This is a genomic window from Methylovorus sp. SPW-M1, from assembly GCF_053848825.1.
The window spans coordinates 2629713-2641605 of record NZ_CM132626.1 but is presented as its reverse complement, the minus strand read 5'-3'; the positions used below and the strand labels follow the sequence as shown (position 1 = coordinate 2641605).

Genomic DNA, 11893 nt, shown 5'->3' with positions numbered 1-11893 from the left:
TATGTTTTTGCTTTGTCATTCGTTGAATCAGGTTTCCGGCTTAGCCATTTCCTAACTAAGCTAAAATGCATCATGACCATAACATCTACCCCCTCCACCACCCGCATCGCCTTTGCCAGCTTCATCGGCACTGCCATCGAGTTCTATGACTTTTACATCTACGCCATGGCGGCGGCACTGGTGATCGGGCAGGTTTTCTTCCCGGCTGAGGCGCCAGCGGCACAGTCGCTCAATGCCTTTTTGACCTTTGGCATTGCCTTTCTGGCGCGGCCGCTGGGGGCGGTGCTGTTTGGGCATTTTGGTGACCGGGTGGGGCGCAAGGTGACGCTGGCGGCATCGTTGCTGTTGATGGGGATTAGCACGCTGCTGATAGGCGTGCTGCCGGGCTATGCCGAATGGGGCGTGTGGGCGCCTGTGGTGTTGTGCCTGTTGCGCTTTGGTCAGGGCCTGGGGCTGGGCGGTGAATGGGGTGGAGCGGCCCTGCTGGCTACCGAACATGCGCCGGAGGGGCGGCGTGCCTGGTTTGGCATGTTTCCGCAGTTGGGGCCATCCGTGGGCTTTTTGCTGGCGACCTTGAGTTTTCTTGGTTTAAGCCTGTGGCTGACAGATGCTGAATTCAAGGCCTGGGGCTGGCGCGTGCCGTTTATTGCCAGTGCCTTGCTGGTGGTGGTGGGCTTGTATGTACGCTTTACGCTGGCCGAAACGCCGGCCTTTGCCGCCGTGCTGGCTCACAAAGCCACCCATACCCTGCCGGTGGGCGCCTTGCTGAAGACCCATGCGCGTGCCGTGCTACTGGGCGCACTGGCGATGGGCGTGTGCTACAACCTGTTTTACACCGCGACGGTGTTTTGCCTGAGCTATGGCACCGGCACGCTGGGCATATCGCGCCCGGTTTTTCTGGGCATGCTGTGCGTGGCGATTCTGGCGATGACGCTGGCGACGCCCTTGGCCGCTGCCTGGAGTGATCGTATCGGCCGTCGACCGGTGTTGCTGCGCGGAGCGCTGGCCGCCATGCTAGCGGGGTTTCTGCTGGCACCTGCGTTGCAGAGTGGTTCATTGTTGCTGGTGACGGCCTATCTCGCGTTGCTGTTATTCCTCATGGGCGTGACCTTTGCCCCCATGGGCGCATTTTTGCCCGAGCAGTTCCCGGCCGCCGTGCGCTACAGCGGCGCCGGGCTTGCATATAGTCTGGGCGGCATCCTCGGCGCCTCGCTGGCGCCTGCCATTTCCCAAGCGCTGGTGCAGCAGGGCGGGCTAGCCTGGGTAGGCGGCTATGTGTCGGTGATGGCGGGGTTGAGCGCGCTGGCCGTGCTAGGGCTCAGGGCGCGGGCTGGGTAAGTTGTTCCAGTTCGCCTAGCCAGCGTATGGCGTGCTCGCGGCTGGTGCCGCACATGGCGGGTTCCGGTTGCAAGCCGCCGCAAAAGTGCGGGCGCTCGGGCTGGCCGAAGATGGCGCAGCGCAGGTCATCCGTTAATTGTATGCAGCGCACGCCGGCTGGTTTGCCATGCGGCATGCCGGGGATGGGGCTGGTGATGGAGGGGGCGATGCAGCAGGCGCCGCAGTCGGGGCGGCAATCCATTACATGGCTTGCCAGGGGAAACCGGCTTGCGTCACGCCTTGCGTGATGTCGGCCATGGCGGCGGCTACCTGCTCAGCTGGGCCTTTGACCCCGAGCTCGATGGTGCGGCGCGTATCCAGCTTGGGCAGGCTGAAGAGTTTCACCTCGGGGTGGGTGGCGACGATGTGGTTCATGAGATCAATCAACTGGCTCTCGCCGGCATCCCACACCACAATTGCTTGTTCTGTAATCACTTGCTGGTGAAAGAGATGGGCGTAGTGGGTATCCAGCACCCATTCCATCATGGGCCAGGCCATCTCGGGAAAGCCGGGCATGAAATAATGCGAGCGCAGTGAAAAGCCCGCCACGCGGTTGACCGGGTTAGGGATCAGGTCAGCGCCTTGGGGAAAGTCGGCCATCAGCACGCGCTTGGGATAGGCGGCCTCGCCAAAGCGCGCTTCGATTTCGGCTACTGCGCCAGCGTGGCGCTCAATCGGCAGGCCCGCGGCTTCGGCAGCGGCCTGGCGGGTAAAGTCGTCCGGCGTGGCGCCTATGCCGCCAAAGCTGAGCACGATGTCGCCGCGGTCCATGCTGCGTTTGAGGCTTTGCGCGATATGGTTCTGGTCATCGCCCAGATACTCGGCCCAGCCGAGCTGCAAGCCGCGTGCGGCCAGGGTCTGGATGACCCGGGAAAGATGAGCATCCTGCCGTTTGCCGGAGAGGATTTCATCGCCGATGATGTAGGCACCGAAGGTTGGCATGGTATGTGGACGTTATCGAAAATTGCATTATATCCTGCCCGGCAATGCAGGCTCGATGTGCTGGCGCTTGCAAGATACGAGCTTATGCAAGGCCATAAACCCGGGCGCCATGTCATATACTTGGCAGCATATTTACCTTGATTTAGCTTATGACCACCGACAAAGACAACCCCGACAACGAAGTGCTATGCCACTGCAGCGGCACCAAACGCGGCCAGATACGCGAGCTTTTTCTGGAGGGGCGCGATCTGGAGGGCATCTCGCGCTGGACGGGTGCGCTGACTGGCTGCGGCGGCTGTGAATGGGATATCGAGTGGTATCTGAAGGAACTGAAGGAAGAGGGCGCGGGGGCTGCGCCCGTTTCTGCGGCAGTGCCGGATTCCGCCGGGCCGCCCGCGGGCGATATTCCGGAGGCCCCGGCAGAGGAATCTTAGGGCTTAACCAGCTTTGCCTACCAACATCTGCGGTGCTGAACGATCAGTGCGCTGTTTCCCAGTTACTCCCCACCCCGACTTCTGCCAGCAATGGCACATCCAGTTTTGCCACATCCTGCATCAGCTGCGGCAGTTTTTCCTTCACCAGCGCCAGCTCGTTATCCGGCACTTCCAGCACCAATTCATCGTGCACTTGCATGATGAGTTTGGTGGCGAGCTTTTCGCTTTCCAGCCAGCCTTGCACGGCTATCATGGCGAGCTTGATGAGGTCGGCTGCGGTGCCTTGCATGGGGGCGTTGATGGCGGCGCGTTCGGCACCGGCGCGGCGCATGCCGTTGGGGCTGTTGATCTCGGGCACCCACAGGCGACGGCCGAAGAAGGTTTCCACATAGCCCTGGGCTTTGGCGCGCTCGCGCGTGTTTTGCATGTAATCGCGCACGCCGGGGTAGCGGGTGAAATAGCGCTCGATGTAGTTCTGCGCGGCCTGGCGTTCGATGCCGAGGTTTTGCGCGAGGCCGAAGGCGCTCATGCCGTAGATCAGGCCGAAGTTGATGACTTTGGCGTAACGGCGCTGCTCGCTGCTGACGGCGTCGCGCTCCACGCCAAAGATTTCGGCGGCGGTGGCACGGTGAATATCCTCACCAGCGGCAAAGGCCGTCAGCAGGCCGTCATCCTGTGACAAATGCGCCATGATGCGCAGCTCGATCTGCGAATAGTCAGCCGAGACGATGTGCCCACCCGCAGGCGCCACAAAGGCCTCGCGGATGCGGCGGCCTTCGGCGGTGCGTACCGGAATATTCTGCAGATTGGGGTCCGAGCTGGAGAGGCGACCGGTCACCGCCACGGCCTGACTATAGCTGGTGTGCACGCGGCCGGTGGTCGGGTTGATCATGCGCGGCAGCTTGTCGGTGTAGGTGGATTTCAGCTTGGCGAGGCCGCGATATTCCAGCAAGACCTTGGGCAAGGGGTAATCCAGCGCCAGCTCCTGCAGCACATCTTCATCGGTGGAAGGCGTGCCGCTCGGGGTTTTCTTCAGGGGCTTGATGCCCAGCTTGCCGAACAGGATTTCCTGCAATTGCTTGGGCGAGCCCAGGTTGAAGGGCTGGCCCGCCAACTCGTAAGCCTGTTGCTCCAGCGCCATCAGCTTCTGGCCGATTTCATGGCTCTGGCGATTCAGCATGTCGCTATCAATCAGCACACCATTGCGCTCGATGGTGAACAGGATGTCCAGCACCGGCATTTCGATCTGGCGATAGACGAATTCCAGCTTGGCATCTTCGGCGACTTGCGGATAAAGATTTTCGTGCAATTGCAGGGTGACATCGGCATCTTCGGCGGCATATTCGCTGGCCTGCTCCAGGGCCACCTGGCTGAAAGACACCTGCTTGGCGCCTTTGCCTGCGACTTGTTCATAGGTGATGGTCTGCACACCGAGGTGGCGCATGGCGAGATCATCCATGCCATGGGTTCGATGGCTTTCCAGGACGTAAGATTGCAGCAGGGTGTCGTGCGCAATGCCATTGAGCGTAATGCCGTGATTGGCCAGCACGTGCTTGTCGTATTTGAGGTTTTGCCCGACTTTTTTGATGGCGGGGTTTTCCAGCAGCGGTTTGATACGCGCCAGCGTGGCGGCAAACGGCAGCTGATCAGGTGCGCCGGGGTAATCATGCGTTAGCGGCAGATAAGCGGCTTCGCCCGCCTTGATCGAAAACGACATACCGACCAGCTTGGCGGTCAGCGGGTCCAGCGAGGTGGTTTCGGTATCAAAGCACACCAGTGCGGCGCTGCTGATCTTGTCCAGCCAGCGTTGCAGGCTGGCTTCATCGAGGATGGTCTCAAACTGGCGGGTGGTGACGCCAGCGGCGGCAAACAGATCTGCCGAGGTGCCTGCAGGCTGGGCTGCCATGGCAGGCACCGGTGCTTGCGCGGCGGGAACGGCAAGGTCCAGCTCGCGGCGCAGGGTCTTGAATTCAAAACGGTCAAACAGCTCGATCAGCTTTTCGCGGTCCTGCGGACGTGGGGCCAGATCCTCCAGGCTCTCCTGTATGCCCACATCGCAGCGTATGGTGATCAGCTCGCGCGCCGTCGGCAGCCATGGCAGAGCTTTGCGCAGGTTTTCGCCCACCACGCCGCTAATCTGGTCGGCATGCGCGACGATGTTTTCCAGCGAACCGTATTGCGTGAGCCATTTGACGGCGGTTTTCGGGCCGACTTTTTCCACGCCGGGCACATTGTCCGAGCTGTCGCCTATCAATATCAGGTAGTCGACCATCAGGCTGGGCGGCACGCCGAACTTGGCTTCGACGCCTGCCGGGTCCAGCACTTCATCGGTTTTGCGGAAGGCATCGCGCATGGTGTTGACGACGGTGATGTGCTCATTCACCAGCTGCGAAATATCCTTGTCGCCAGTGGAGATGATGACGCGCATGCCCTCGCGCTCCGCCTGCTTCGCCAGCGCGCCGATGACGTCATCGGCTTCCACGCCGTCTTCCACGATCAGCGGCCAGCCCATGGCCTGGATGGCAGTGTGCAACGGCTCTATCTGCAGGCGCAGATCGTCGGGCATGGAGGCGCGGTTGGCCTTGTATTCGGGGTAGATGTCGTCACGAAAGGTTTTGCCTTTGGCATCAAACACACAAGCGCTATAATCGGCCGGATAATCTTTATGCAGGCGGCGCAGCATGTTGAGCACGCCCTGAATGGCGCCGGTCGGCTCGTTTTGCTTGTTGCGCAAATCGGGCATGGCATGAAACGCCCGGTAAAGATAGGATGAGCCGTCAACCAATAACAATGTTTTCATAAGGTGCCTTCATAAACTGACTTCTGACGCATGCCGGATATTCAGGATGCCATGCGCCAGTCCCGCATTTTTCCAGGCCCTCAACACGCAAGGTTAAGCCCCATGTCTGCTGCAAAAAAAATCCCGAAACTGATGGACCCGGATCTGATCGAGCATCGACGTTCCTCGCACGAGGCCTGGCATGCACTCGAGATTATGTCAGAATTCGTCGATGCCACCGAACGCCTGAAACAGATTACCCCGGCCGTCTCGATTTTCGGCAGTGCCCGCACGGCGCCGGATCATCCTTATTACCAGCTGACGGAAGAAATCGCGCGCCAGCTCTCCGAGGCAGGCTTTAGTGTGATTTCTGGCGGTGGCCCTGGCATCATGGAAGCCGCCAACAAGGGCGCGTTTTACGCCCGCTCGCCCAGCATCGGCCTCAATATCGAATTGCCGCACGAGCAAAAGGGCAACCAGTATCAGGATATCAGCCAGACCTTCCACCACTTTTTCATGCGCAAGGTCATGTTCGTCAAATACGCCTCAGCCTATGTGGTGATGCCCGGTGGCTTTGGCACGCTGGACGAGCTGATGGAGGCGCTGACGCTGATACAGACCGGCAAGTCGCGCAAGATACCTATCATTCTGGTGCATGAGCCGTTCTGGAGAGGCATGCTGGACTGGTTCCGCAATACGCTGGTGGCCGAAGGCATGGTGTCGCCGGATGACATGGATCTGGTGCAGGTGATTGATGATCCCGCCGCCGTGGTGGAAGCCATCTTCAAGCACTATGAAACCCGTGGCTTCGAGTTGTCACCTGCCGAGCGCCAGATTCAGCTTTATCTGTGATTGGTGTACGACAAGTTCTGCATATCCATTTTCCCGGCTTGGGGTGGTTTTTGCTAGAATGCCTTCATCCCGCCGCTTTCGTTGTGAAGGCGGCTCAAAGCCTGAGGTGATTATGCGACTGCTTCGTCATTTAGTTGTTTTAGCACTGGTATTGCCATGGCTCGCCCATGCCGCGGACCTGCCCAAGAATCTTGAACCGTTGCCAGAGGCGCCACCGCCTCCAGGCTATGAAAACACCCCTGAACCAGAAGTCACCATCACCAAGAAGGGTGAGGACACCATTGAAGAGTACCGCATGAACGGTGAGCTTTACATGATGAAGGTGACGCCTTCGCATGGCGTGCCTTACTATCTGACCAAGGATGACGAGCAAAGCGATTGGGCACGTTCCAATGGGCCAACCCCACCCATCTCCATTCCAAAGTGGGTATTGTTCCGATTCTAGAATCCCGGTGCGAAGAGTTCAGCTCTTCGCCATCTCACGATAAGCGTTATGTCCGTATTCACTACCGTTACTTTCGAGCAGCTTAGCCATTGGCTTGAAGCTTATCCGCTGGGCCAGCTGCGGGATCTGCAGGGCATCGCTTCCGGCATTACCAACACCAATTATTTCGTAACGACCGATACTGGTCGTTATGTACTCACCCTGTTTGAAGAAAACACGGCAGAAGAGCTGCCGTTCTTTCTTGATCTTATGACCCATCTGGCCGAGCGCGGCATTCCGTGTCCGCACCCGGTCAAAAACCACGCGGGCTCCAGCCTGGGCGAGCTGAATGGCAAGCCAGCGGCGCTGGTGAGCTGCCTGCGCGGCAAATCCCTTGAGTATCCGTCTGTTGAGCAATGTGCTGCAATCGGCCGCGTGCTGGCTGACATGCATCTGGCTGGCCTGAGCTTTCCTGCCGGCATGAAAAATCAGCGTGATGGCGACTGGCGGCAGAAGACCGCGGCCAAAGTGGCTCCTTTATTGCGCCCGGCCGATAAAGCCTTGCTGGATGCGCAGCTGCAATTCGAGGCCGAGGCGGATTCGGAATATCTGCCCAGCGGCGTGATTCATGCCGATCTCTTCCGCGACAATGTGCTGTTTGATGGCAACGAGCTGGGCGGCATCATTGATTTTTACTACGCCTGCCAGGATGCCTTGCTCTACGACGTGGCCATTGCCGTGAACGACTGGTGCGTGCATGCCGATGGCAGCCTGGACCAGGCCAGAGTCATGGCGCTTATCGAGGCATACCACGCCGTGCGCCCATTGACCGCCGCCGAGATTGAGGCGTGGCCCGGCATGCTGCGCACAGCGGCCATGCGGTTCTGGTTGTCGCGCCTGCATGACCTGCATTTCCCCAGTGCCGGGGAACTGACGCACGCCAAGGATCCAGACCATTTCAGAAATATATTGCACAAGCGCATGACGGAGCCGTCAGTGCTGGGGTCGCTACCCGCCTGAGGCGGCGGCCCTCAATCGTCTAAAGGGGAAAAGACATCATGTTCAAGCGTAGCGCCAAAGAAGCCTTCCACTGGGTAAAGGATTGTCTGAGTATCTTCCGGCAGAATCCGGCCATGTGGATGCTGGTGGCCCTGAGCTATGTGCTGCTGTTCATGGTGATTCCGGCCATGGTGTTCCTGCCGGTGATCGTGAAATTGCTGGTGGTGATCATGGGGCCGTTTTTCCTGGTGCTGGCGCTGACGCTTTACCGCGAAGCCGACTATGGCCGTGATACCGAATTCAGTGACATCGTGGCGCAGGTAAAGCCGCAGATCGGCAAGCTGGTTGCTCTGGGCGGCGCTTGCATGGTCTATGGCATCCTCATCAGCTATGTGACCTCGGGCGATATGCAGGCACTGGATGACATGGTGAATGCCAAGGCCGATGCCGAAGCGCTGGCTACGCGCGCCGTGCCGCTGGCGATCAAGATGCTGGTGTTGATGACACCTATTTTCATGTCCACTTGGTTCGCCCCTATGCTGGTGGCGCATCACCAGTTCTCGGTCTGGAAAGCCATCAAGTCCAGTATTGCGGGCTGCCTGACCAGCGTGTTGTCGCTGACCTTTGCCTGGATATTGCTCACCGCGGGTCTGGCTCTTTGCATGATGGCGACGGGGATTGTGGTGGCGCTGGTGACCGCGATTATCAAACCGGTTGGCCTGATCCTGACTTCGCTGACACTGCTGGCCTTTTTGCTGCTAGCCACCTCGCTGATGCTGGGGCTGCAATATGTCAGCTATCGCGACATCTTTGCCAAGAAGCTGGATGCCAAGGCGCTGGAGCCTTCCGCTGCATAAAATAGGCGTGGCAACCAGCTCGTTTTGAACGATGCTCTTCAAACAAAAGGCCCGTCTCTGCGGGCCTTTTGTTTTATACCTTTTCCAGCTTGGCGTATTCCAGCATGAGCCATTTCATGCCTTCGCTGCCAAAGTTCACTTGTACCCGCATGTCGTTGGCGTTGCCTTCGTAATTCACCACGACACCTTGCCCAAATTTGCTGTGCGCTACGGCCTGGCCTATTTTCCATGGCATGCTGTTTTTCTGCTCGCTGCTGGTGGCGGCTTGCGATACTGGCGACTCGCCATAGCCACCCCGGCCAGGGCTGGCGCGGGTATTCAGGCGCTTCAGCAAGGCCTCAGGTATTTCATCCAGAAAGCGCGATGAAATACCGTAGCGTACCTGACCGTGCAGCATGCGGCTTTGCGCGTGGCTCAGGTAAAGACGCTGGCGCGCGCGCGTCACGGCCACGTACATCAGCCGTCGTTCTTCTTCCAGGCCATTCGTTTCATACAGGCTTTGCTCATGCGGGCACAAGCCTTCTTCCAGGCCGCTGATAAATACCGTGCGGAACTCCAGCCCTTTGGCGGCATGCACGGTCATCAGCTGCAAGGCATCGCGGCCGACTTCTGCCTGATGTTCGCCTGCTTCGAGGCTGGCAAAGGTCAGAAAGTCCGTCAGAGTGCCGGCATCCTGATTGTTATTGACGAAGGTAACGGCCGCCGAGATTAATTCATCCAGGTTGGCGATACGGTCTTCGCCTTCCTTTTCATTCTGGTAATGGGTTCTCAGGCCGGAAAGCGTGGTGGCAATCTCGGCCATTTCTGGCAGGGTGAGCCCGGTGGCTACTTCCGCCATCTGCCGGATCAACGCGACAAACCCTTCAACCCCCTTGCCGGGGCGGCCATTGCCCACTTTGTTGATGGCCGCCTGCCACAGGCTGCAATCTTCGGCGCGGGCGGCTTCCTGCAACTGCTCCAGGCTGCGGGCGCCTATGCCGCGGGTAGGAAAGTTGATCACGCGCAGCAATGCGGTGTCGTCGTTCGGGTTAGCAATCAGGCGCAGATAGGCCAGCGCATGCTTGATTTCGGCGCGTTCAAAAAAGCGCAGGCCGCCGTAAACACGATAAGGCAAACCAGCTGAAAACAGCGCATGCTCCAGCACCCGCGACTGGGCATTGGAGCGATAGAGCAGGGCGATCTCGCTCAGCTCGGTGCCCTCGCTGTGCAGGGATTTAATCTCGTCGACGATAAAGTTGGCTTCATCAATATCGTTGTATGCCTGATACACGCGTATCGGCTCGCCTTTGCCAGCCGAGGTCCACAGGTTCTTGCCCAGGCGGTTGCGGTTATGGGTGATGATGGCGTTGGCGGCATCCAGGATATTGCCGTGCGAGCGGTAGTTCTGTTCCAGCTTGACGATATTGCGCACATTAAAGTCTTGCTCAAAGTCGCGCATATTGCCCACGCGCGCGCCGCGGAAGGCATAAATCGACTGATCGTCATCGCCCACGGCAAACACGCAATTGTCCGCCCCGGCCAGCAGCTTCAGCCACAGGTATTGCAGGCGATTGGTATCCTGAAACTCATCGACCAGGATGTATTTGAAGCGGCTCTGGTAGTGCTGACGTATGCTGGCATCGCGACTCAGCAGCTCATAGCAGCGCAGCAGCAGCTCGGCAAAATCGACCACCCCTTCGCGCTGGCACTGGCGGTCATACTCTTCAAAAATCTCCCGCATGCGCTGTGAGTGCGCGTCATAGGCATCGACCGCATTCGCCCGCAAGCCTTCTTCCTTGCAGCTGTTGATATAGCCCATGACCTGCTTGGGTGGAAACTTTTCATCATCCACATTCATCTGCTTCATCAGGCGTTTGATGCTGGATAACTGGTCGGCGGTGTCCAGAATCTGGAAGGTGGCAGGCAGCAGGGCTTCGCGATGATGCGCGCGCAGCAAACGGTTGCACAGGCCATGGAATGTACCTGCCCACATGCCGCGCACATTGATCGGTAGCATGGCGGAAAGCCGCGTCAGCATTTCCTTAGCCGCTTTGTTGGTAAAGGTCACCGCCAGCAAACCATTGGGCGATACTTGTCCGGTCTGGATCAGCCACGCAATGCGCGTCGTCAGTACCCGGGTTTTGCCGCTGCCCGCGCCAGCAAGGATCAGGGCAGATTGGTGCGGCAGCGTGACCGCCTCAAGTTGCTTGTCGTTCAGGCCTTCGAGCAGAGAGGTAGAGGGGTGTTGTGCGTTCATGCGCTAATTATCGCAGGTCACACTGGGGAAGAGAACCTAAAACCGGAGGGGAAGGCTGGGAATGTTAAAAAATGAAAAATCGGGGATCATGTCTGACAATTTTAGAAATTGTCGGAACTAAACGCGAGTGACTTCGTCTTACTTTGCAGATGGCGCAAGTCATCTCCCGCTTCTCCTCCCTGAGCGGGAAGCCTTATCTGATGAGGCTGCTTGATCCCCGATTTTACTCCCCTTTAATCGGGGTTTTTTTTGCCTGTCGCTCTTGTAAATCCTTGCGGATTCTGGCGCGGAAGCGTTTCTGGAGCTGATTATACCTCGGGCAAGATTAAATTGTAAAAAAATGTAACAGAAAATTTGCCCTCAATACTGGCCTTTCTTTCAGGCGAATCTCAAGGGCAAAGAATTCTTTTTTTTACGTGGCAATGTTCCGGGTTTAATCCGTCACCACAATAATGCTCACCCGGCGATTTTCTGCCCGGCCCGCTACGGTGGCATTGCTCGCTACCGGGCTTTGTGAGCCCATGCCTCGAACAATAATGCCACTTTTGGGCATGCCGGATTGTATGAAGGCATCCGCCACCGCCCAAGCGCGCTGCTCTGACAACTCGACGTTATAAGACTCGCGACCCGTAGCGTCAGCGTGGCCTTCAATCCGCATCTTGTTCAATCCGACCGACTGCAGCGCCTTGCTTACCTTTTGAACAGCGCCGCGGCTTCTGTCATTGAGTACAGCCTGGTTGGTATCAAACAGCAATTTGTCGGCGAAGCTGAGCGCCCAGCCATCATCGGTATGCACAAAGCCTTGCTCTTTCAGCGTACGAATCTGCTTCTGCCGCAGGGTTTCCTGTGCAGGGGCCGCGGGCGTGGATTTGCACGCGGAGAGGGTTAACGATAGGGTAAATGCCAGCAATGCATAACAAACAGTAGAACGAAATAATGAATACAATTTAAACCTCATACTTGGAATGTGGGGGAAAACCCTGTGTTGAATAT

At 58.2% G+C, this 11893-nt stretch carries 11 protein-coding genes; 6 read left to right on the top strand and 5 right to left on the bottom strand.

The features are described 5' to 3' along the window. The first annotated feature begins 72 nt into the window (after nucleotides 1-72). A complete protein-coding gene (locus ACWWD9_RS12415) occupies nucleotides 73-1338 on the top strand; it encodes an MFS transporter (protein ID WP_455867203.1) in 1266 nt (421 codons plus the stop codon). Here ACWWD9_RS12415 and ACWWD9_RS12410 read toward each other — a convergent pair. Together ACWWD9_RS12410 and ACWWD9_RS12405 are read right to left on the bottom strand one after the other, a co-directional pair. After that, on the bottom strand, nucleotides 1319-1579 hold the full coding sequence (locus ACWWD9_RS12410) for a YkgJ family cysteine cluster protein (protein ID WP_013441208.1): 261 nt from the start codon (nucleotides 1577-1579) through the stop codon (nucleotides 1319-1321). The two genes, ACWWD9_RS12415 and ACWWD9_RS12410, sit on opposite strands and share 20 nt — an antisense overlap. Further along, entirely contained in the window at nucleotides 1579-2319 is a 741-nt protein-coding gene (locus ACWWD9_RS12405; RefSeq protein WP_455867202.1) for a competence/damage-inducible protein A, read from the bottom strand. The genes ACWWD9_RS12410 and ACWWD9_RS12405 overlap by 1 nt, the downstream gene beginning before the upstream one ends. Nucleotides 2320-2468: 149 nt before the next feature. Here ACWWD9_RS12405 and ACWWD9_RS12400 point away from each other — a divergent pair, with 149 nt between their 5' ends. Beyond that, a complete protein-coding gene (locus ACWWD9_RS12400; RefSeq protein ID WP_455867201.1) occupies nucleotides 2469-2753 on the top strand; it encodes a (2Fe-2S)-binding protein in 285 nt (94 codons plus the stop codon). Nucleotides 2754-2796: 43 nt separating this feature from the next. Here ACWWD9_RS12400 and polA read toward each other — a convergent pair whose 3' ends face one another. Further along, nucleotides 2797-5553, bottom strand: a complete 2757-nt coding sequence (gene polA, locus ACWWD9_RS12395) for a DNA polymerase I (RefSeq protein WP_455867200.1) — start codon at nucleotides 5551-5553, stop codon at nucleotides 2797-2799. Between the two features lie 102 nt (nucleotides 5554-5655). Between polA and ACWWD9_RS12390 the strand changes: the two genes are divergently transcribed. From ACWWD9_RS12390 to ACWWD9_RS12375, 4 genes are all read left to right on the top strand, one after another. Next, on the top strand, nucleotides 5656-6384 hold the full coding sequence (locus tag ACWWD9_RS12390; RefSeq protein ID WP_041361948.1) for an LOG family protein: 729 nt from the start codon (nucleotides 5656-5658) through the stop codon (nucleotides 6382-6384). A 112-nt stretch (nucleotides 6385-6496) separates the two neighbouring features. Next, the gene (locus ACWWD9_RS12385) at nucleotides 6497-6829 is read left to right on the top strand and encodes a DUF2782 domain-containing protein (RefSeq protein ID WP_041361949.1); all 333 of its coding nucleotides are present in this window, start codon (nucleotides 6497-6499) and stop codon (nucleotides 6827-6829) included. A gap of 48 nt (nucleotides 6830-6877) precedes the next feature. After that, nucleotides 6878-7828, top strand: coding sequence for a homoserine kinase (gene thrB, locus ACWWD9_RS12380; protein ID WP_455867199.1), 951 nt, complete (start codon nucleotides 6878-6880; stop codon nucleotides 7826-7828). A gap of 38 nt (nucleotides 7829-7866) precedes the next feature. Continuing rightward, complete coding sequence (locus ACWWD9_RS12375) at nucleotides 7867-8664, top strand: BPSS1780 family membrane protein (protein ID WP_455867198.1); 798 nt, start codon at nucleotides 7867-7869, stop codon at nucleotides 8662-8664. Nucleotides 8665-8737: 73 nt separating this feature from the next. Here ACWWD9_RS12375 and uvrD read toward each other — a convergent pair whose 3' ends face one another. Further along, nucleotides 8738-10900 (bottom strand): DNA helicase II, encoded by a 2163-nt coding sequence (gene uvrD, locus ACWWD9_RS12370; protein ID WP_455867197.1) that lies wholly within the window; start codon nucleotides 10898-10900, stop codon nucleotides 8738-8740. A 433-nt stretch (nucleotides 10901-11333) separates the two neighbouring features. Next, nucleotides 11334-11846, bottom strand: coding sequence for an OmpA family protein (locus ACWWD9_RS12365; protein ID WP_013441217.1), 513 nt, complete (start codon nucleotides 11844-11846; stop codon nucleotides 11334-11336). Nucleotides 11847-11893: the final 47 nt, after the last annotated feature.